The sequence below is a fragment of the Larkinella sp. genome, from assembly GCF_965227735.1.
Lineage (GTDB): Bacteria > Bacteroidota > Bacteroidia > Cytophagales > Spirosomataceae > Larkinella.
Map to the genome: position 1 here is coordinate 7,327,981 of NZ_OZ245776.1, position 20,349 is coordinate 7,348,329.

Here is a 20,349-nt window from a genome sequence, read left to right on the forward strand (position 1 = left end):
GGAATCTTTCTTTGACCGAAAAGGCAAAATTGTTATTTTTGCACCAGATTTAAAGAAAGCCATCCAGCACGTACGGTTTTCGGTTGACTGTCCGCCTGACAGAACGCTCAAATCGAATTGCCTCCATAGCTCAGCTGGTAGAGCAACTGACTTGTAATCAGTAGGTCGTTGGTTCGATCCCGACTGGGGGCTCTTCAGAATCAAGAGGTTATGACGAAAGTCGTAACCTCTTTTTGTTTTTACCCTACGCTGGATCGGTTACCCAGGAACATAAAAAAAGACACGACTCATGGTGGTCGTGTCTTTGCTATTTCTATTCCTAAACCCTTAAAAAATTGTTGATGAAGTTGTACTAATCATTCGTTAATGAAGTGTAATCTTAACCAGGTTGGAATATATACGGTCTTGCTTTAATAGTCGATTTCTTCTTCTTCGCGCTGCAGCAATTCGTTCACATCGTCCAGCGGTAAACCAAACGCATCGGCCACACCTTTGTAAACGATTTTGCCGTTAACGACATTCAGCCCACGCTTCAGTTCTTCATTGTCGCGACACGCTTTTTGCCAGCCTTTGTTGGCCAGTTGCAGGGCGTAAGTGAGCGTGGCATTGGTCAGGGCCACAGTTGAAGTATAAGGAACGGCACCCGGCATGTTGGCAACGCAGTAGTGAACCACATTGTCGATGACATACGTTGGATTTTCGTGCGTAGTCGGTATACAGGTTTCGATACAACCACCCTGATCGACGGCTACGTCGACCAGAACTGTTCCGGGACGCATCAGTTTCAGCATCTCGCGGGTGATGAGGTGGGGGGCTTTCGCACCCGGAATCAACACTGCGCCGATGATGAGATCGGAATGTTTGACGGCTTCCCGAATGCTGTATTCGTTCGACATCAGCGTATCGACGTTCTCAGGCATGATGTCCGATAAATACCGCAGACGCGGCAGGCTGATGTCCATGATGGTGACGTGAGCGCCCAGGCCAGCCGCCATTTTGGCTGCCTGCGTTCCCACAATTCCACCACCCAGAATCAGAACATGGGCCGGTTTTACGCCCGGAACACCGCCCAGCAGGATACCCCGGCCTTTTTGCGGTTTTTCCAGGTATTTGGCGCCTTCCTGAACCGCCATCCGACCGGCGACTTCCGACATCGGAATCAGCAACGGCAGGCTGCGATCGGTTTTTTCCACGGTTTCGTAGGCCAGACAAACGGCTTTGCGTTCGATCATGGCGTGCGTCAGTTCTTCCGACGACGCAAAGTGAAAATACGTAAACAGCAGTTGATCTTCTTTAATCAGGTTATATTCCGACGCAATCGGTTCTTTCACCTTCATAATCATCTCGGAAATGCCGTAAACATCCTCAATGGTGGGCAGCATAACGGCTCCGGCGTCAATGTATTCTTCGTCTTCAAAACCGCTCTCCACCCCCGCATTGACCTGCACATAAACAGTATGGCCAAATCGACGAAACTCAGCAACACCCGCGGGGGTCAGCGCCACCCGGTTTTCATTGTTTTTTATTTCTTTAGGAACACCGATTACCATCGTATTCTGCGGTTGTGGTTGGTATTGATTGGATACACAAAGGTATGAATTGCCAAACAGATTTCTGATTCTATAACTCCTTTTGGGAAATACTGTTTACTTTTCGTAGTATAGAAGGAAATAATTTGGTGAGGAGCCATTCGAACGGCTTTGTAAAGAAAAAATTCCGTCATGACGCAGGTAGACAAGATTGACCGGCAGATATTGTCCCTTCTACAGGATAACGCCCAACTCACGATTCAGGAGATCGGCCAGCGGATCAACCTCTCGAAATCGCCCATTCACGAACGAATTAAACGGCTTGAACGGGAGGGAATTATTGAGAAATACGTGACGCTTCTGAACAAGAAAAAACTAGGTCATCTGCTGGTGGTTTTCTGCCACGTCACGCTCGACAAGCAAACCCGCGACACGTTCGTGGAGTTCAATCAGGCCATGGCCCAGCTCCCGGAAATCATGGAATGCAACCTGGTGTCGGGAACCTTCGATTACCTGCTGAAAGTGGTAGTCCACGACATGGAGACCTACAATCGCTTTTATCAGGAACGGCTTTCGGTGATCCCCGGTATTCTGAACATCAGCAGCTTTTTCGTGATGTCGGAGGTGAAAAATACGACGGTGATTCCGGTGTAACTATTTTTCGACCGCAATCACCGCCCCATGCGTCTGCCGAATCACCCCCCGCAGCAAAGGCTTGAACGTACCGAAAACCGTAACCGCTGCTTCCGACAGCCAGCGATCGCCGAAGAGACGCTGCACGGTTCGACCCACCCACAGCCGCCGGGCAAACCGGTTCGACCATTCCGATTGATACTGCCGTTCCAGTTCGTTGCGCGTACATTGCCCATTTAAATACATCGATGAGCGTTCACTAACCAGCTTGCCACTGTGGATGGCCAACGCCATGCCGTTGCCGCAGAGGGGCGTAATCAGTCCCGCCGAGTCTCCCGCCATCAGGATGTGCTGCTCGACGGCACGTTTGGGGGCAAACGAGAATTCGTTGATGACTTCCGGCTTGTCGTACAAAAATTCGGCGTTTTCGAATATTCGTTTCAAATGGGGATTCTGAAACAAAACCGCCCGTTCCATCGCCGGAATGTTGCCGAAAGAACGGAGATTTTCGCGCGTTGTCAGGTAGCAAAGGCAGTATTTTCCGTCTTCGATGGCCGACAAACCGCAATACCCGTCCTGGAAATTGTGCAGCGCAATGGTGTCGATCGGAAAGTTCGTCCGGATGTGATACTTCACACCGAGGTACGGCGACGGTTTTTGCATGAACGGACGCTCCAATTGCCGGTCGATTTTGGATCGTTTGCCGTAGGCTCCCAGCACCAGCCGACTGGTTAAAAGTTGCCCGTCATTTAGCAAAACCGTAAACTGATCGGAAGCAAAGGTGACGTTTTCAACCTGTTTGCCCAGTAAAAACCGGATACCGGCCGATTGGCCCAACTGATACAGGCAATGATCAAGAACAAAGCGGCTAATGCCAAAACCGCCTAAGTCCAGCGTCGTTTCCAGCAACCGGCCCGAAGGGGAACTGAATTGAAACCGGTCGATGTGGGTGGCTCCCAGGGCTTTCAAATCGACTCCCAGTGACTCGATGTAGGGCCGGACTTCATTGGAGACGTATTCGCCACAGACTTTGTGAAAAGGGTACGTTTTTCGCTCGACAATCGCAACCTGATAGCCCGCCCGGGCCAGTTCCAGCCCGCTGACTAACCCGGCCAGCCCACCTCCGATAATAATGACATCCATGCTTCAGGCTGGTTTGTATGCGATTGGGTGTTGATTGGTAAAGATAAGGAATCGAAGTGGCCAAATAAACACAATCAAACCGGGGAAAGCCAGGACGATCGCTATCAATTTACTTTCCTAAATTCCCGTTTTAGCCTCATTTATAACGTAGCATAAAAAGAAAACCCGGATGGTTTAAATCCGGGTTTATTCAATTCAGTAAGAAGCTATAGGAAGTAGCAATGAATTAATTTATTGCGCTTCAACGTCGCCGTACGTGATTTTTGGAATGGCTTTGTCGATCATATAACGTCCCACGCCTTCTTCACCAATGACATCGAATAATTCGACAGCGCGACGCGCTACGTATTCTTCTTCGATTTGTTCTTTCACGAACCACTGCATGAACTGATCGGTTGCAAAATCGTTCAGTTGGCGGGCCTGACCTACAATGCGGTTGATCGAATTACTAACCGCAATTTCCTGTTGCAGAGCCAGTTCGAAGACGTCCCGGAAACCGTCGAATTCCTGCGGCACATTGGTTACTTCGGGTGAAATGGCGTGACCGCCCATATCGGAAACATAGTTGAAAAGCTTCAGCATATGATTCCGTTCTTCGTTGGATTGCTTATAAAAATAACCGGCGCTAAAATCAAAACCGTTGCGATCACACCACGCAGCCATCGACAGATAAATGGCCGAAGAGTGGGCTTCCATTTTTATTTGTTCGTTGAGAATGCGCTCAATTTCTTCTTTCAGCGACGTTCTCATTCTCACTAAATCTTTCATCGTTGTATCAGTTTTTGGTTCTTGACCAGATGGATGGATTTGCCTTTTCTGTTACAAGAATACTGATTTCAACCGGAAAAAGTTTTGAGTGTACAAAATTTGGAAACAGTCTAATTGCAGTGATTGAGCCCTTTAGGAAGGAGAGTGCCGTAAAACGGAAGTGATGTCCGGTAAACCAATCCGGTGATGGTCGGTTAATAGACCAGCGAGCTGTAAATGCGCTCGTTCAGGAGCGTGTTGAGGTCGAGCACGAAACGGGTACCGGCCAGCAGGTCGCGAAGGGCAATGAGGTCACAGAGACTCAGGACAAAAAGATGGCCGGTGCGGGGCGCATCGATGATTTCGACGTCGTAGGCGTCGTCCGTATTGAAGATCATCGTGTGAATATCCACCGAATCAACCCGCTTCTTAAACGTCAAAAAATCGGAAATCCGGAGCGAAACGCGCGCTTCGCCGAACTGAATGATGATCCGATTGGTTGTATCGCATTGGTAGGTTGCGCCTTTTGAGCTGGCGAATAGTTCAGTTAATGGAAGGGTATTCGACACGGATGATACAAAAGAATTCGGTGAAAAACAGATTGCGATGCGTTTGACTCCGTAAAAGTACAATTGGATTGCAGACATGTCAAGTTTATTTGAAACAATTCTAAATAAATTTGTTTTCATACGTTGTAAAGTAGTAACCATCGGGGCCGATAGCCTACCTTTGTTCCACATCTTGATTGATCCGCATGAATCGTAATATTTCCGACGGCTTAAATTTTTTCTCGAAAGTAACCCCCAAACGTGCCTGGAACGCACTGAAAGTGTTGTCGAGTTATTACGAATCGAAATGGACCGGAAAGGCGGTTCATCGGGGTTCGCCGATTGCCATTTCGTTTGAACCTACCACCTCGTGTAACCTCCGCTGCCCCGAATGTCCGAGCGGATTGCGGTCGTTTACAAGGCCGACGGGCATGTTACCAGCCGATCTTTTCAAGCAGACCATTGACGAAATTGCCGATACGCTGTTGTACCTGACGTTCTATTTTCAGGGCGAACCGTACCTGCATCCCGATTTCCTGAAACTGGTGGGCTACGCGTCGCAAAAAGGAATTTATACCGGAACCTCGACGAATGCGCATTACCTGACGGATGCCAACGCCCGAAAAACCGTCGAATCCGGGCTGGACCGGCTGATTATTTCCATCGACGGCACGACCCAGGAAACGTACCAGCAATACCGAGTGGGCGGGAAGCTGCACAAGGTGATCGAGGGCACGAAGAACATCATCAAATGGAAGAAGGAACTGAAGTCGAAAACGCCCCACGTGATTTTCCAGTTTCTGGTGGTCAAGCCGAATGAACACCAGATTGGGGAAGTCTACCAACTGGCAAAAGAACTGGGCGTGGATGAAGTCGGTTTGAAAACCGCCCAGATTTACGACTTTGAACACGGCTCCGATCTGATGCCGACCATCGACAAATACTCCCGCTACGAAAAAACAAACGACGGGACCTACGCCATCAAAAACGCGCTGGATGGGCATTGCTGGAAAATGTGGCATTCGTGCGTCATTACCTGGGACGGTCTGGTGGTACCCTGCTGTTTCGACAAAGATGCCCACTACCGGCTGGGTGATTTGAAAGAACAGACGTTTACGCAGTTGTGGGGCAGTGAACCGTACCGGAAATTCCGGCAAACACTCATTCAGTCGCGCTCCGGCATTGAAATGTGTAAGAATTGCACGGAAGGGACACAGGTCTGGGCTTGATCACAATAAAATAATACGACCGGAAACCTGAATGGGTAAGGGTCTAGACAGTCAGACGATTAGCGTATGGAATGCTCCGGTTTGTCTGCCCGTCATTTTTTCATCCGTGAAACATTTTCAAAAAATCCGTGAAACGTTCCTTGCTTTAGAATAACCATCTATAGATATTTGGGTCTGTAACGAACAAACCCATGGGTAAAGTTATTGCTATTGCCAACCAAAAGGGGGGCGTCGGAAAAACCACCACCACGATCAATCTGGCAGCCAGTCTGGCGGCTCTCGAGTTTCGAACACTGATTGTCGATGCCGACCCACAGGCCAATTCCACGTCGGGTCTTGGTTATAATCCGAAAGAAATTGAGAACAGCATTTACGAGTGCATGATTGAAGATATTCGCACCCGGGATGCCATCATCCAAACCGATTTTCCGAATCTTGACCTGCTACCCTCGCACATCGATTTAGTCGGGGCCGAAATTGAGATGATCAATCTCAAAAACCGGGAGGAGAAAATGAAGGAGGCTTTGTATGATGTAAAAGATGAGTATGATTTTGTTATCATCGACTGCTCGCCTTCACTGGGTCTGATTACCATCAACAGCCTGACAGCCGCCGACTCCGTCATTATTCCGGTTCAGTGCGAATATTTTGCCCTGGAAGGACTCGGTAAATTGCTGAATACCATCAAGATCATTCAGTCGCGGCTCAACACGTCGCTGGCCATCGAAGGCATTCTGCTCACCATGTACGATCTGCGGGTTCGCCTGTCCAATCAGGTGGTTGGCGAAGTCACGGCCCACTTCCAGCAAATGGTGTTCAACACCATTATCCCGCGCAACATTCGGCTGAGTGAATCACCCAGCTTCGGATTACCGGTTCTGGCGCAGGATGCCGACAGCAAAGGAGCCATCAGCTATCTGAATCTCGCCCGCGAAATTCTGATTAAAAATGGCCGGTTGCCGCAGGATCAGACCGTATAATATCCAACCCGAATCAAGCAGCCATGGATAATACGAACGCAAAAAGTAATCCGAAGAAAATGATAGGTCTGGGGCGTGGGTTAGGAGCCTTATTGCATGACAGTGACCAGGTAAATCGTCCCAGCAAACCGTCGCCGTATGAGTCGATCTCAACGATGACGGAAATCAGCGTCAACCACGTTGAAACCAATCCCTTTCAGCCCCGAACCCGGTTCGATGAAGAGGCTTTGATGGAATTGGCGGAGTCGATCCGGGTCCAGGGCATTATCCAGCCCATTACGGTTCGGCAACTGGGCCGCGACCAGTACCAGTTGATTGCCGGTGAACGGCGGTTACAGGCGTCCCGCCTGATCGGGCTGACGCACGTGCCGGCCTATGTTCGGCAGGCCAACGACCAGCAGATGCTGGAAATGGCGCTGATCGAAAACATTCAGCGTGAAAACCTGAATTCGATCGAAATTGCCCTGAGCTACCAACGGCTCATTACCGAATGCAATCTGAAACAGGAAGAACTGGGCGCCCGGGTCGGGAAAAACCGGACGACGGTGAATAACTACATCCGGTTGCTGAAATTACCGCCGGTGATTCAGGCGGCTTTGCGTGACACCAAAATTCAGATGGGACACGCCCGGGCCATTATCAACGTCGATAATCCGGATATCCAGATCAAACTATTCAACAGGCTGATTGAGGAAGACTGGTCGGTTCGCCGGGTAGAGGAAGCCGTACGCGGCCTGTCAACAGCACCCGAAAACGAACCCGAACGCCGGTCGACACCCTACAAGCAGGAGATTCGCGGGTTGCAGTTTAAACTATCGTCCATGTTTGGAACCAAGGTGTCCATCAAGGCTGACGACAAGCACAAGGGGGAGATTAAAATTCCGTTTACCTCCCAGGATGAAATGAACCGGATTCTGGAAGTGCTGAATTACAAGGCATAAAAAAAGTTAATTTCCTGAAATCCGGTGGCGGGTCGGATGCGTACTACGTTAGTATACGGACAATCTGCACTGAAAACACTTGGAAGATGGAAACAGGATACCGGGTACGGTTACGAATGGAGTGGAAAAAATACATTTGGGTTAGCATGCTGATCCTGCTGGGTACAGCGGCACACGGGCAAACACCGGCTGGTGCGGTTCCCGGCATACAGCCACAGCCGGTTTTGGTCGATTCTGCTCGCACGCTGGTCACGGCTGATACGATTTCGCTGACGCCGAAGCAGAACGCGAAGATTCGTAAAATTGTACCGAGAACCGCCACGATTCGCTCGGCCATTTTGCCGGGGCTCGGCCAGATTCACAACGGCCACTGGTGGAAAGTGCCGATCATTTACGCCGGATTTGGGACTATGATCTATTTTTCCCAGTACTACAGTGGTGAATACCGAATGTATCGGGACTATGGCATTAAGGCGAACTATTCTACAGGTCAGGAAACCGAAGTGCCGGGCTACTCGCGAAAAATAACCGTGGCCGAACTGGAACGGGCCGCCCGCGCTGTTGCACGGTATCGGGATTATAACTACTTGGGAATTGGCCTGTTGTGGGGGGTGAATGTCATTGAAGCCAACGTGACGGCCCACTTGAAAACGTTCGATATTTCGGAAGACCTGACGATGAAAGTAAAGCCGGGATTGCTGATGCCCGTCATCGGCATCATGCCGGTTCCGGGAATCCGGGTTGCTTTCCAGTTTAAAAATTGAAGCCAGAACGATTACCTGAATGAAGATTTTATTACTCGGATACGGCAAAATGGGTAAAACCATCGAGCAGATTGCGCTGAACCGGGGGCACGAAATTGCGGGTCGGATCGATGTCAACAACCGCGCCGATCTGGATGCTTTAGGAAAAGAAGACGTCGATGTCGCCATTGAATTCAGTTCGCCGGAAGCCGCGCTGGACAACGTACGCGATTGTTTGAAACGCGGTTGGCCGGTGGTTTGCGGCACAACCGGCTGGCTCGAACACCGGGCGGAAATTGAAGAACTGTGCCGTCAGCAACACGGAGCCTTTTTTTATGCTTCGAACTACAGCATTGGCGTCAATCTGTTTTTCCGGCTTAACAAGATACTGGCCCGGTTTATGAAGGGCTATCCGTCATACCACGTATCGATGACCGAAGTGCATCATACCGAGAAAAAAGATGCACCAAGCGGAACGGCCATTACGTTGGCGGAAGGCATCATTGAACAGATTTCGACCAAAAAGCGTTGGGTCAATGACGTTGATAGTCAACCGGATGCGGTTTTGATTGAATCCCTGCGGGAAGGCACGGTGCCGGGAACCCACGTGGTTCGGTATGATTCGGAGGTCGATACCATCGAGATCAAACACGTCGCCCACAGCCGCCAGGGATTTGCCCTCGGCGCCCTCACCGCCGGGGAATGGCTGGTAGGGAAAGAAGGCGTTTTTGGAATGGAAGATCTGTTGGGAGAAACCGTTAATGTATAAAGTAAGAAATATCGAACACCGAATACTGAATAACGAATAACGAAATAGTCGGGCCCAAGTCGGTTCGTTATTCCATATTCGGTGTTCATTATTCATTATTCATTTCAAAAGCATGTCTGTCGTTAAAAACCAGGAAACCGCCACCCGGCGCACTGTCAAGAATAAATCGCCGTTCCGTGAGTGGATTGATTCCATTGTCTTTGCGGTGGTTGCGGCTACGCTGATTCGCTGGCTGTTCATGGAAGCATTCACGATTCCGACGCCTTCGATGGAAAAAAGCTTGCTGGTTGGAGATTTTTTGTTTGTGAGTAAACTGCATTACGGAACCCGGACCCCGAAAACCCCTTTGCAGGTTCCACTGACGCACCAGAAAATCTGGGGGACCGAAATACCGTCGTACCTCGACTGGATTCAATTGCCCCAATATCGTCTGCCCGGTTTCTCGTCCGTCAAGCAGGGCGACGTCGTGGTATTTAACTACCCCCCCGAAGATTATCCGACCGATCTTAAAACCAATTACATCAAACGTTGCATCGGTGTTGCGGGGGATGTACTGGAAGTGCGCGACCGCAAGGTTTTCGTCAATGGCCAGGCGTTTCCCGACCCGGTAAAATCCGAAACGGAATATTTTCTGAAGACAAATTCGGTGATCAGTGCCAAAGTGTTCAAGCGGTATGACATCACGGATTTTGAGCAAAGCACGGAAACATTTAATGATACGATTGCCGCAAACGATGCTTCCGGCTACCGGATTCATACCACCCCGGAAACTGCAGCACTGTTGAAGCAGCAGGATTTTGTGCAGGGCATCGAAGCCCTGAGTACGCCGAAAGGATCGGTCAATCCTTTCCAGCCGGTGTATCCGCAGTCGTCGCTGTTTCCCTGGAATGTCGATAATTACGGCCCGATTACAATCCCGAAAGAAGGCGCGACGATCCAACTGGACGAAAAAAATATTGCTTTGTACGGCCCGGTGATTCAAAAATACGAGGGCAATGAGAAGGTCGAACTGGCCGAAAATTCCGTTAAAATTGATGGGAAAGCCATTACGTCTTACACTTTCAAGCAGGATTATTACTTTATGATGGGCGATAACCGCCACAACTCCGCCGACTCGCGGTATTGGGGTTTTGTACCCGCCGATCACATTGTGGGTAAAGCGGTTTTCATCTGGATGTCGATCGATCCCAATCCGGAAAGCGTTCTGAATAAAATCCGCTGGAACCGCCTGTTCCGCATTATTGACTAACCGAAGCAGGGTTAGGACTTACTAAGGAATGTAAAATGATGAATGAAAAATGTAAAAGTAGTTTCCAAACCAGCACTTTTACATTTTTCATTCATCATTTTACATTTATTATTCTTTTAATTGAGCGGTTGATTACCACTCAATTTCGGCAAGCCCTTTGCTTTTCAGGTAAGCATTGGCCTGGCTAAAATGCCGGGTGCCAAACCAGCCGCCATAATTGGCCGCCATTGGCGAGGGATGTTTGGCTTTCAGAACCAGGTGTTTGCGGCCGTCGATAATGGCCCCTTTCTTTTGGGCATAGGCGCCCCAGAGCATAAAAACCAGGTTTTCTTTTTCGTCGGACAGGTGCTGAATGGCGGCATCCGTAAATGTTTCCCAACCTTTGTTCTGGTGCGAACCGGCCTGATTGGCCCGCACCGTCAGCGTGGCGTTGAGCAGCAAAACGCCCTGAACCGCCCAGCGTTCCAGATTGCCGGATTTTGGAATCTCCGTACCCAGATCGTCTTTGATTTCTTTAAAAATATTGACCAGCGAGGGCGGTTTGGAAATTCCGTCATTGACCGAAAACGATAATCCGTTGGCCTGACCTTCGCCGTGATATGGGTCCTGCCCCAGAATAACGACCTTGGTCTGATCGAACGGACATTTATCGAAAGCGTTGAAAATCAGTTTGCCCGGCGGATAGCATCGGTGCGTGGTATATTCCAGCCGGACGAATTCGGCCAACTGGGGGAAATACGGTTTTTCAAATTCAGCGTGCAGCCGTTGCTGCCAGGAGGGTTCAATGACAACCTTCATATAAATGGTGTTTGAGATTCGGTAAAGGATGGACGCGTTCGAAACATTTCATGCGTTATACTGACAAAAGTAGCCGAAACCGAAAATAATCGGTGACCTTATTGGAATTATAAACTCTTAAAATTAATTTTCGTTTTAAGGGTATTTACCAACACGGAACGAAAATGATATCGGCAGTTACCGACGGCGTCAAGGTCAGTGTGATGACCGAATACCAACCGGAATATTCCAGTCCGTCACAGGCGCATTATGTGTTTACGTATCGAATTACCATCGAAAACGAAGGGCCATCGACCGTTCAACTCCTGCGACGTCACTGGATTATTTACGACGCCCACGGTATGGCGCGGGAAGTGGAAGGCGAGGGCGTGGTAGGTCAGCAGCCCATTCTGGAGCCGGGCGAAACCCATGAGTACGTTTCAGGCTGCAATCTGCGGTCGAGCCTTGGCAAAATGGGAGGGACCTATCTGATGGAACGGATCATTGATGGAAAACAGTTTCGGGTCAATATTCCTGAATTTACGATGGTGGTTCCGTATCGGTTGAATTAATTGTAGTCTGTTTTAAATCCGTGGTAGCGGTTTTGTTTCTTGATTCGTGCTTATCTGAAATTTCTCCTGAAGGCCGGCGATGCGCATTCTCTGCATTCGCCGTTTGTATTTGATCTATATTCCACCCTCATTCGTCGCGACAACCCTGATGAGCCGCAATTTGCGCCCATTCGGGCTTTGCAGCAGCAGTTGTTGAAGGATGTCACCCGAATTCAGATAACGGATTTTGGGGCGGGTTCCCGCATCAATGCGTCGCGCGAACGGGCCATCCGGGACATTGCTAAAAATTCGCAGAAACCGGCGCGTTTCGGGCGGTTGATGTACCGCCTGATTCAACGGTTCCAGTCGCAGACCATTGTCGATCTGGGTACATCGCTTGGCATCACGACATTGTATGAGGCTGTAGCGGCTCCTGAGGCACAAATCCTGACTTTCGAGGGGTGTCCGCAAACCGCTGCCGTGGCCCGACGCAACTTTCAGCAGTTGAACCAATCGTCTATTGAAATCATAACCGGTAACATCGACACGACTTTGCCGGAACGATTGAAGACGGTTTCTGCCATCGACTTCGCTTTTTTCGATGCCAACCACCGGTTTGAACCGACCGTTCGGTATTTTGAAACCTGTCTTGCGAAGGCACATAACGATTCCTGTTTTATTTTTGACGATATTCACTGGTCGGATGAGATGGAGCAGGCCTGGGAGACGATCAAGGCGCATCCGGGGGTGACCATTTCCATCGATCTTTTTTACGTCGGGTTGGTCTTTTTCCGGAGCCAGCAGCCCAAACAGGATTTTGTTCTGAAGTTTTAACTGCCTTATGCAACACCATTTCCATCCCTTCAAGCTGAGTTTGCTCGGTGCTGTTGGCCTCAGTCTACTGATTGCCTCCTGCGAAAAATCGGGTGATAATTCCGCCGATGACCCCGAACCGGCAGCAGTAGTGACGAGTTTTGACCAATTGCAACGGCGTATTTTGACGCCCACCTGTGCGGTTTCCGGCTGCCATTCGTCCGAAACTGACCCGACGTTTGCGCAGCATAAGCTGGTGCTGGCGGCCGATGTAGCCTACAAAAACCTGGTTGGCGTTGCCTCGACCAATGCGACGGCCAAAGCCAACGGATTGCTTCGGGTGAAACCGTTTGCTGCGCTGGAGAGTCTGCTTTACCACAAAATCAATGCGGCTGCGAGTCATCACAGCGGAGCCAATTACGGCAATCCGATGCCGCTGGGCAAGGAATTATTGACGGTGGGTCAGATCGAGTTTGTGCGTCGCTGGATCGAAGCCGGTGCGCCCCGGGAAGGAAGCGTTGTCGATTCTACTTTGCTGGATGACAAGACGCCCAGTACGCCGGCTACGGAAGCTTTTGAAGGCTTGAAGGTGCCAGCGGCCACTGAAGGGCTTCAGCTCAAACTGGACCCGTTTACCATCATTCCGAATTTCGAGCGGGAGTTGTTCATCCGGAAGTCGATTGGCAATACCCAGGATATTTACGTAAACCGGTTCGAGGTGAAGATGCGGAACAACAGCCACCATTTTGTGATGTATAATTTCCGGAATAACCAGAACCTTCCGACCCTGAATCAGATTCGGGATCTTCGGAATTCGGACAATTCCTACAACCTGCTGACGGCACTCTCGATGCAGAACCATGTCTATTTTATCGGTATTCAGGCACCCTATATCGACTACGCTTTTCCGGAAGGAACCGCTTTATTAATTCCGGCCAATACGACGATGGATTTTAACTCACATTACGTTAACAAATCCACTACATCCATTACCGGCGAGGTGTTTGTAAACTTATATACAACCGATAAGTCCAAGGTGAAAAACGTGGTAAAAACCATGGATTTCACCAATAATGATTTGTCCATTCCTGCCAATAAGCGCGTCACACTTTCCAAAACATTTTTGATGACCAAGCCGGTCAAAGTGCTGGTTTTAACCTCACACACGCATAAGCTGGCGGAGAAATTTGTGATCAAAATTAAGGGTGGAGCGCGGGACGGCGAAGTGATTTATACGTCCACGAACTGGGAACACCCAGAAATTAAAACTTTTACGACTCCCATTTTATTGGCCAAAGGAGAAGGACTTATTTCTGAAATTACCTATAATAATACCACGGCGAAAGACGTCAGCTTCGGACTGACAAGCGAGGATGAAATGGGCATTATTTTTGGGTATTACCTGGAAGATTAGTTTTATTGATCGAATGCCCCTAAATCCCCTAAAGGGGACTAGGACACAGCCTGATCCGGATGCTAAAAGTCCGGCAGCGGCCGACCGTCCTTTAGGGGATTTAGGGGCATTCGATCTTCTTTTCTCGATTATCAAAAAAGCCGCTCTGAATCCAGAGCGGCTTTTTTAATAGTCATAAGCAGACAACTTAGCGTGCGACTTCAATCTGAACGCGTTTGCCTTTGATCGTGTTGCCTTCCATGACATCCACCACGCGATTGGCGACATCGCGGGGGACGTCAACGTAGGTATGTTTGTCGAAAATATCAATGTGACCGATGCTGCTGCCCGGAATGTTGGCTTCGCCGGCGATGGCACCAACGATGTCGCCCGGACGGATGAAATCGCGACGACCGACGCTGACAAACAACCGGGTCATGTTGGCTTCCTGCTCGCGGGGTGCACGGTTATCATCGCGCTCGAACTTGCGACCTTCTTCCCGACCACCGAAACGGGGAGTACGTTCCCGGTCACCGAAACGGCTTTCACCGCGGGTACCGCGTTCGCTAAACCGGCCGGGGCCTTCGCTGCGGCCAGCGCGATCACCGAAACGTGAACCGCTTTCTCCGCGACTCCGATCACCGAAGCGTCCGCTGCTTTCGCCCCGTCCACCGCGATCACCGAAGCGTGATCCGCCTTCTTTCCGTTCCCGACGGTCATCGTCATGGCCCAGATTCTGGTCTGAGAATTCGTTTTTCTCGATCCCCATTCCGCGTTTCACCAGTGCCGAAACGATTTGTTCGGTGGAAAAACCGGAGTGATGCAGGGCCGTCAGCAGATCGTCATACAGATTCAGATCGGTGCTGGTTTCGATGCTTTGCTTTACCTGTTCGATAAAACGGGCCTTGCGCAGTCCAACGATGTCTTCGAAAGATGGAATAACGCCTTTTTCGATCCGAACTTTGGTGTAGTTCTGGATTTCGCGCAGCCGGTATTTTTCGTCTTTACCCACCAGTGAGAAGGCTTTGCCCGACTTTCCGGCGCGGCCCGTCCGGCCAATCCGGTGTACGTAATATTCTTCGTCGAGGGGAATGTCGTAGTTAATAACGGCGTCTACGTTGTCGACGTCAATACCGCGGGCGGCTACGTCCGTGGCAACCAGGATGTTGGTAACACCCGACCGGAATTTCGACATCACGTTGTTCCGTTGGGCCTGACGCAGGTCACCATGAAGACCTTCTGCCTGATAACCACGGACTTGCAGGTCTTCAACGATTTCGTCGACGCGTTTCTTCTGGTTACAGAAAACCAGCAGCAGGTTTAGGTTGTGCATGTCGATCAAACGGCACATCACTTCCACTTTGGCTTTCGGTTTCACTTCGAAGAACACCTGCTCGATGTTCTGGGCGGTCAGTTCGTTCCGAACCACTTTCACCAGAACGGGATCTTTCTGGAAGCGCTGCGTGATCGTCATGATCGGTTTCGACATCGTGGCCGAGAACAAAATCGTCTGACGTTCTTCCGGCATGTCTTCCAGAATGCTTTCGATGTCGTCGCGGAAGCCCATGTCGAGCATTTCGTCGGCTTCATCCAGAATCATCATCCGGACATTGTCCAGTTTCAGCGTCCGGCGCTCCATGTGGTCCATGACGCGGCCCGGCGTACCGATGACGATGTGAACACCGGTTCTGAGCGACTTGATCTGACGGTCGATCGAATCACCACCGTAGATGGCTTCGATGCGGATTCCCCTTTTAAATTTCGATAATTTCCGCATCTCTTCCGAAACCTGGACGGCCAGCTCGCGGGTTGGACACAGAATCAGCACCTGCGGATGGCGTTCGGCCACATCAATCATGTTGATGGCCGGAATGCCAAAAGCTGCGGTTTTTCCGGTTCCTGTCTGAGCCTGACCAATCACGTCACGACCGGCAAGAATGGGAGGGATGGCTTCGGCCTGAATGGGAGAGGGGTGCGTAAAACCCATTTCAGTTACCGCTTGTAAAATTTCGTCTGAAAGATTCAGATCGGCGAAGGTACGCTGGGGAATGCCCGGCGTAACAATAATTTCCTGTTCAATGATTTCAGGAGTCATACCTTGTAAGAGTTTTTAAAAATGAAACTACTACAAGCGTTTATCGGCAGAAGTGCTCGTGCTGCACGGCCATGCAGATCCGATTGCGAAAAATCGGCATACGATACGTGAAAATTTGAGATACAAACGTGAAGGAACCCCCGAAAATGCCCAGCTTAGCCCAAAGTGAAACTTGATTCACCAATGCAATTGCCCCAACAGATGCGCCCAACGAATGTTAAACCCCTAACCGGTTGACATCCGTGCAGCTCTGTGGTAATAGAAAAAATCCCATGAAGAGTATCTTTTACAGAGATCGGACGGATGTCCGCTTGAAAACTGTTGCAAAAGTAAGGTGAATTTTTGATAAATACAAGCCTGGTCTGTACTTAATTGTATTATTTTACGAAACTACGCCTGAAAAACTGACCTCATTGCTTCTGCTTTCAGCAGACATTCCTCATATTCCTGCTGAGGATCAGCGTCGTAAGTAATGGCGCTTCCGACCGAAAACGAAACGGTGCCGGTATCGGCGTTGTAGAAAATACTCCGAATCATGACGTTAAAATCAAAGTCGCCTTCCGGCGTGATGAAACCGGCGGCTCCCGAATACAACCCCCGCCGACTCGCTTCGTATTGATCGATCAGCTCCATGGCCCGGATTTTGGGTGCGCCCGTCATGCTGCCCATCGGAAAGGCGTAGCGGATGGCTTCGGTGAAGGGAAGGTCGTTCCGGATGGTGGCGGAAACCGTCGAAATCATCTGAAACAACTGCTGAAACGGGTAGATGCCGAATAGCTCGTCCACCTGAACGCTGCCGGTTTCGGCGCTGCGCGCCAGGTCGTTGCGGACCAGGTCGACAATCATCAGGTTTTCGGCCTGCTCTTTTTCACTGCTGCGGAGTTGCTGCCGGAGTTGCGCATCTTCATCGGGGGTCGTTCCGCGCCGGATGGTACCTTTGATGGGTTGGGAAATGAGCCTTGGGCCTTCTTTCTTCAAAAAACGCTCGGGTGATGCGCCGATCACGTACTGGTTTCGGATTCGCTGGAAATGGGAAAAAGGCATCGGCGAGCGTTTGGTCAAGTCGCCATACAGCTTTAACGGATCAATTTCGGTGTTTTCAATAAAAAACTCGATGCAGTAATTCAGTTCGTAAACCGTGCCGTCGATGATGTCCTGTTGAATCTGGCGGACGGTTTGGCGGTATGCGTCCGGCGAAACCCGGCTTTGTACCGGATTGCCCAATTTGTTTTTCGAAGGTTCGGGTGACGTTTTTGTTGAATCGGCCAAAATTGCGTCGATTACCGCATCGGGATTTCCCCAGGAGCGAACGGTCAGGTGTTCGTCGTCAAAATCGATGAGGTGGAGGGGCTGGAAAAAATAGATTTCCGGAAAACCGAGTGTGTCTTCGTGCCGGCTGACCAGGGGTTCGATCCGGTTTTTCAGATCATAACCAAAATAACCAATCAGAAAATCCGGATGTTGCTGGTGGTGCCGAAACAGGGTTTGGAACGGATCGGTGTCAGGCTGAAACGCAACCGGCTGATAGACCCCGGCGGCCAGTCGGTTCGGAAAACCGGGGAAGGGAAGGGCTACATTCGAAAGCGATGCCTGGTTGTTGTTGAACAGCACAACGTGGTCAAACTGACTCATGGCCCAGGACAGGGCTTTTTTTTGCCAGAAGTCAACGGGCAGTGAACCCGTTGACTCAAGCGGTATGGTACGTTCCTGACGAATGGTTCCGGCAGTGGGTGGCATTAGTTACTCTCCAGATGCACATCGATGGCAATGTCTTTGCTCTCGGCATTTTTCCCGATGCGGAATTTTACCTCGTCGTCGACCTGCAATTCGTTGAAATCGATGTCGTTCAAACTCGTGTAGTGAAAGAACAGGTTATTGGGCGGATAATTGATAAAACCGTATCCGTTTTTGAGGCTGCGAATGGTGCTGATTTTAAATTCGGACGGGTCGGAATCATCGTCTGCGCTGTCGGCATAACTGTCAAAGCCATTGCCCGCCGGTACGGGGGCACCGTTTCCCAGTAACACCCGCGCCGATTGTTTGACGAACAGGTTCTGAATCAGCGGATCGTTTTTCCGAAGCCGTGTATCGATCATTTCGTGCATGGCAACGGGATACGAAACCTCGGCCAACAGATCCTGGGAGGTACGGGTCACCATTTTCTCGCCCTCGTCGTTGTAATACTCAAAATCCCAGCTCAGCACCATCAGGCGCGTTCCGAGCGTATTGAGTTTCCGGATCAGCGGGACATAGTCGCCGTCGGCCGTGATGAGCACCACCACGTCGAATTTTTTGGAAATCGTCAGTTCGAAGGTTTCGAGGGCAAGCCAGACGTCAATGCCTTTTTCCTGACGCGAGCCTTGAAAGGTTTTAACCGGCAGATAATGCGTAACGACCCCTTCTGACATCAGAATGTCATCGAACAAGCGGTCATAAAAGAGTTGATTTCCGCGTTGGCTGGCTTCGTGGGCGTTCAGACGACCCCGGAAATAGTGCGCATCGACAATTTGACACAGGCGAAAATCCGTTTCCTCTTCCTGGGCCACCTGCGCCCGTATAAACTCATGTAAGCCCGATATGCTGATACGGCTGCGTCTTTCGTGGGAGTAATTGTAATAATTGCTTACGTGAAGAAAATAGTTGCCATCATAAATTACTGCAATACGGGTTAGTTTGGAGGATTTTTCTGGGTGCATTTTTTTACGGAATGGAAAAAATAAACGATATAAAACTACGATCTGGATAAAAAGGCAGGACCTGGCTTGCAAGTATCATGCATTCTATTTCTGTACTAACCTGTAAGTGTGTTAGTTACGTATTTATTTTTTAATATTTATCTAACGATAAAATAGGTAGGGGAGTCTATTTGGGTACAATAGTAGTAAAAAAATACAGAAATGCCGTTCCAGTTGATGCATTCGCTACCTTTGCATTCCACTAAAAAGCTTTATGAAGAAAGTTCTGTTCATCGACCGGGATGGTACCATCATCTTCGAACCTCAGCCCGACCAGCAGGTAGATTCGCTGGAAAAACTGGAATATATTCCGAAAGTCCTTTCCAATCTGCGCAAAATTGCTGAAGAAACCGATTTTGATCTGGTGATGGTTACCAATCAGGATGGTTTGGGAACGGCGGTTTTTCCGGAAGACACGTTCTGGCCTGCCCACTACAAAATGATGAAAACCCTGGAAGGGGAAAATATCCATTTCAAAGCCGTTCATATTGACAAGACGTATCCGCACGAAGGCGCATCGACCCGCAAACCCGGAATCGGGATGTTGACGGAATACCTGACGGAGGCCTATAATCTGCCGGAAAGTTACGTAATCGGTGATCGGCTGACGGACATTCAGATGGCGGTCAATCTGGGTGCCAAGGCCATTCTGATTGCTCCGCAGGACCCCACGGAAGGCATGACCGACGATATGCAGAAGGCCCTGGCGCTGTCGACCGACAACTGGGACCTGATTTATGAACTGCTGAAATTACCAGCCCGGACGGCCGTTGTGGACCGCCATACGAACGAAACCCAAATCCACGTTGAACTGAATCTGGACGGCCGCGGTCGGGCCACCATCGAAACCGGTATCGGTTTTTTCGATCACATGCTCGACCAGGTAGCCCGCCATTCCGGTTCCGATCTGGTGATTCGGGTGAAAGGTGACCTTCACATTGACGAACACCATACGATTGAAGATACCGCTCTGGCACTGGGCGAAGCCTATCGCAAGGCGCTGGGTGACAAACGGGGCATTAGCCGGTACGGTTTTTTGCTGCCGATGGATGAAGCCCTGGCCCAGGTGGGAATCGATTTCTCGGGACGCCCGTGGCTGGTGTGGGAAGCCGACTTCAAGCGGGAGAAAATTGGCGAAATGCCAACGGAGATGTTCTTCCATTTCTTCAAGTCGTTTTCCGACGCGGCCCTCTGCAATCTGAACATCAAAGTGGAAGGGGAGAACGAGCACCACAAAATCGAATCGATTTTTAAAGCCTTTGCCAAATCGATCAAGATGGCCGTCAAACGCGATCTGAAAGAACTGGATACCTTACCAAGCACCAAAGGAGTGCTCTAACCGGAGTTGGGAACGATTATTTGAGGTAAAGTGATCGAATAATCGTTCGATGAGTAAGCTTCCCGTTCAGTTTTTACTATTTTTGCGTCAACAATTCATAAACCGGTACTATTATGTTCATGACTATCGTAACCA

General features: G+C 49.9%; 19 protein-coding genes and 1 tRNA gene. 12 read left to right on the forward strand and 8 right to left on the reverse strand.

The features are described 5' to 3' along the window. Nucleotides 1–119 precede the first annotated feature (119 nt). Nucleotides 120–192: transfer RNA gene (locus tag ACO064_RS29000), tRNA-Thr, on the forward strand. A gap of 218 nt (nt 193–410) precedes the next feature. On the opposite strand, the gene ald is transcribed toward ACO064_RS29000, so the two are convergent. Then, on the reverse strand, nt 411–1,550 hold the full coding sequence (ald, locus tag ACO064_RS29005; RefSeq protein WP_421830677.1) for an alanine dehydrogenase: 1,140 nt from the start codon (nt 1,548–1,550) through the stop codon (nt 411–413). 171 nt (nt 1,551–1,721) lie between these two features. Here ald and ACO064_RS29010 point away from each other — a divergent pair, with 171 nt between their 5' ends. Next, on the forward strand, nt 1,722–2,183 hold the full coding sequence (locus ACO064_RS29010) for an Lrp/AsnC family transcriptional regulator (RefSeq protein ID WP_421830678.1): 462 nt from the start codon (nt 1,722–1,724) through the stop codon (nt 2,181–2,183). Here the strand turns inward: ACO064_RS29010 and ACO064_RS29015 are convergent, their stop codons facing one another. The 3 genes from ACO064_RS29015 to ACO064_RS29025 form a co-directional block, all read right to left on the reverse strand. After that, on the reverse strand, nt 2,184–3,305 hold the full coding sequence (locus ACO064_RS29015; RefSeq protein WP_421830679.1) for an NAD(P)/FAD-dependent oxidoreductase: 1,122 nt from the start codon (nt 3,303–3,305) through the stop codon (nt 2,184–2,186). 231 nt (nt 3,306–3,536) lie between these two features. Next, nucleotides 3,537–4,073, reverse strand: a complete 537-nt coding sequence (locus ACO064_RS29020) for a ferritin (RefSeq protein ID WP_150874975.1) — start codon at nt 4,071–4,073, stop codon at nt 3,537–3,539. A 194-nt stretch (nt 4,074–4,267) separates the two neighbouring features. Beyond that, nucleotides 4,268–4,621 carry a hypothetical protein gene (locus tag ACO064_RS29025; protein ID WP_114409620.1) on the reverse strand — a complete coding sequence of 118 codons (354 nt, stop codon included), beginning with the start codon at nt 4,619–4,621 and terminating at the stop codon, nt 4,268–4,270. Nucleotides 4,622–4,806: 185 nt separating this feature from the next. Here ACO064_RS29025 and ACO064_RS29030 point away from each other — a divergent pair, with 185 nt between their 5' ends. The 6 genes from ACO064_RS29030 (at nt 4,807) to lepB (ending at nt 10,511) form a co-directional block, all read left to right on the forward strand. After that, nucleotides 4,807–5,829, forward strand: a complete 1,023-nt coding sequence (locus ACO064_RS29030) for an SPASM domain-containing protein (protein WP_421830680.1) — start codon at nt 4,807–4,809, stop codon at nt 5,827–5,829. A gap of 191 nt (nt 5,830–6,020) precedes the next feature. Then, a complete protein-coding gene (locus tag ACO064_RS29035; protein ID WP_114409618.1) occupies nt 6,021–6,809 on the forward strand; it encodes a ParA family protein in 789 nt (262 codons plus the stop codon). 23 nt (nt 6,810–6,832) lie between these two features. Further along, nucleotides 6,833–7,750 (forward strand): ParB/RepB/Spo0J family partition protein, encoded by a 918-nt coding sequence (locus ACO064_RS29040; protein ID WP_138994165.1) that lies wholly within the window; start codon nt 6,833–6,835, stop codon nt 7,748–7,750. An 86-nt stretch (nt 7,751–7,836) separates the two neighbouring features. Then, nucleotides 7,837–8,514: a DUF5683 domain-containing protein gene (locus ACO064_RS29045; protein WP_421830681.1), complete on the forward strand. Its 678-nt coding sequence runs from the start codon at nt 7,837–7,839 to the stop codon at nt 8,512–8,514. Between the two features lie 19 nt (nt 8,515–8,533). Next, a complete protein-coding gene (dapB, locus tag ACO064_RS29050; protein ID WP_421830682.1) occupies nt 8,534–9,262 on the forward strand; it encodes a 4-hydroxy-tetrahydrodipicolinate reductase in 729 nt (242 codons plus the stop codon). Nucleotides 9,263–9,374: 112 nt separating this feature from the next. Beyond that, complete coding sequence (gene lepB, locus ACO064_RS29055; protein ID WP_421830683.1) at nt 9,375–10,511, forward strand: signal peptidase I; 1,137 nt, start codon at nt 9,375–9,377, stop codon at nt 10,509–10,511. Between the two features lie 132 nt (nt 10,512–10,643). Here the strand turns inward: lepB and ung are convergent, their stop codons facing one another. Continuing rightward, a complete protein-coding gene (ung, locus tag ACO064_RS29060) occupies nt 10,644–11,309 on the reverse strand; it encodes a uracil-DNA glycosylase (protein WP_421830684.1) in 666 nt (221 codons plus the stop codon). A gap of 164 nt (nt 11,310–11,473) precedes the next feature. Here ung and apaG point away from each other — a divergent pair, with 164 nt between their 5' ends. Genes apaG through ACO064_RS29075 form a run of 3 tightly spaced genes read left to right on the forward strand, consistent with a single transcriptional unit; the run spans nt 11,474 to nt 14,066 of the window. Then, on the forward strand, nt 11,474–11,860 hold the full coding sequence (gene apaG / locus ACO064_RS29065; RefSeq protein ID WP_114409612.1) for a Co2+/Mg2+ efflux protein ApaG: 387 nt from the start codon (nt 11,474–11,476) through the stop codon (nt 11,858–11,860). A gap of 39 nt (nt 11,861–11,899) precedes the next feature. After that, complete coding sequence (locus tag ACO064_RS29070) at nt 11,900–12,673, forward strand: O-methyltransferase (protein ID WP_421830685.1); 774 nt, start codon at nt 11,900–11,902, stop codon at nt 12,671–12,673. Between the two features lie 7 nt (nt 12,674–12,680). Continuing rightward, a complete protein-coding gene (locus tag ACO064_RS29075; protein ID WP_421830686.1) occupies nt 12,681–14,066 on the forward strand; it encodes a hypothetical protein in 1,386 nt (461 codons plus the stop codon). Between the two features lie 187 nt (nt 14,067–14,253). Here the strand turns inward: ACO064_RS29075 and ACO064_RS29080 are convergent, their stop codons facing one another. The 3 genes from ACO064_RS29080 to ACO064_RS29090 all read right to left on the reverse strand — a co-directional run bounded on the left by ACO064_RS29080 (nt 14,254) and on the right by ACO064_RS29090 (nt 18,836). After that, nucleotides 14,254–16,140, reverse strand: coding sequence for a DEAD/DEAH box helicase (locus ACO064_RS29080; protein WP_421830687.1), 1,887 nt, complete (start codon nt 16,138–16,140; stop codon nt 14,254–14,256). A gap of 390 nt (nt 16,141–16,530) precedes the next feature. After that, nucleotides 16,531–17,877, reverse strand: a complete 1,347-nt coding sequence (locus ACO064_RS29085) for an anthranilate synthase component I family protein (RefSeq protein WP_421830688.1) — start codon at nt 17,875–17,877, stop codon at nt 16,531–16,533. After that, the gene (locus tag ACO064_RS29090) at nt 17,877–18,836 is read right to left on the reverse strand and encodes an NYN domain-containing protein (RefSeq protein WP_421830689.1); all 960 of its coding nucleotides are present in this window, start codon (nt 18,834–18,836) and stop codon (nt 17,877–17,879) included. Before ACO064_RS29090 ends, ACO064_RS29085 begins: the two co-directional genes overlap by 1 nt. Before the next feature lie 253 nt (nt 18,837–19,089). On the opposite strand from ACO064_RS29090, the gene hisB reads away from it, so the two are divergent. Next, nucleotides 19,090–20,214 carry a bifunctional histidinol-phosphatase/imidazoleglycerol-phosphate dehydratase HisB gene (gene hisB, locus ACO064_RS29095; protein ID WP_421830690.1) on the forward strand — a complete coding sequence of 375 codons (1,125 nt, stop codon included), beginning with the start codon at nt 19,090–19,092 and terminating at the stop codon, nt 20,212–20,214. Nucleotides 20,215–20,349 lie beyond the last annotated feature (135 nt).

Bases quoted from the DNA above. Each gene is read 5' to 3' on its own strand.
- ald (WP_421830677.1), bottom strand. From the start codon at position 1,550: ATGGTAATCGGTGTTCCTAAAGAAATAAAAAACAATGAAAACCGGGTG.
- ACO064_RS29080 (WP_421830687.1), bottom strand. From the start codon at position 16,140: ATGACTCCTGAAATCATTGAACAGGAAATTATTGTTACGCCGGGCATT.
- hisB (WP_421830690.1), top strand. From the start codon at position 19,090: ATGAAGAAAGTTCTGTTCATCGACCGGGATGGTACCATCATCTTCGAA.
- ACO064_RS29035 (WP_114409618.1), top strand. From the start codon at position 6,021: ATGGGTAAAGTTATTGCTATTGCCAACCAAAAGGGGGGCGTCGGAAAA.
- ACO064_RS29020 (WP_150874975.1), bottom strand. From the start codon at position 4,073: ATGAAAGATTTAGTGAGAATGAGAACGTCGCTGAAAGAAGAAATTGAG.
- ACO064_RS29010 (WP_421830678.1), top strand. From the start codon at position 1,722: ATGACGCAGGTAGACAAGATTGACCGGCAGATATTGTCCCTTCTACAG.
- lepB (WP_421830683.1), top strand. From the start codon at position 9,375: ATGTCTGTCGTTAAAAACCAGGAAACCGCCACCCGGCGCACTGTCAAG.
- ACO064_RS29045 (WP_421830681.1), top strand. From the start codon at position 7,837: ATGGAAACAGGATACCGGGTACGGTTACGAATGGAGTGGAAAAAATAC.
- ACO064_RS29015 (WP_421830679.1), bottom strand. From the start codon at position 3,305: ATGGATGTCATTATTATCGGAGGTGGGCTGGCCGGGTTAGTCAGCGGG.
- ACO064_RS29085 (WP_421830688.1), bottom strand. From the start codon at position 17,877: ATGCCACCCACTGCCGGAACCATTCGTCAGGAACGTACCATACCGCTT.
- ACO064_RS29075 (WP_421830686.1), top strand. From the start codon at position 12,681: ATGCAACACCATTTCCATCCCTTCAAGCTGAGTTTGCTCGGTGCTGTT.
- ACO064_RS29040 (WP_138994165.1), top strand. From the start codon at position 6,833: ATGGATAATACGAACGCAAAAAGTAATCCGAAGAAAATGATAGGTCTG.
- ACO064_RS29030 (WP_421830680.1), top strand. From the start codon at position 4,807: ATGAATCGTAATATTTCCGACGGCTTAAATTTTTTCTCGAAAGTAACC.
- ACO064_RS29090 (WP_421830689.1), bottom strand. From the start codon at position 18,836: ATGCACCCAGAAAAATCCTCCAAACTAACCCGTATTGCAGTAATTTAT.
- ung (WP_421830684.1), bottom strand. From the start codon at position 11,309: ATGAAGGTTGTCATTGAACCCTCCTGGCAGCAACGGCTGCACGCTGAA.
- dapB (WP_421830682.1), top strand. From the start codon at position 8,534: ATGAAGATTTTATTACTCGGATACGGCAAAATGGGTAAAACCATCGAG.
- apaG (WP_114409612.1), top strand. From the start codon at position 11,474: ATGATATCGGCAGTTACCGACGGCGTCAAGGTCAGTGTGATGACCGAA.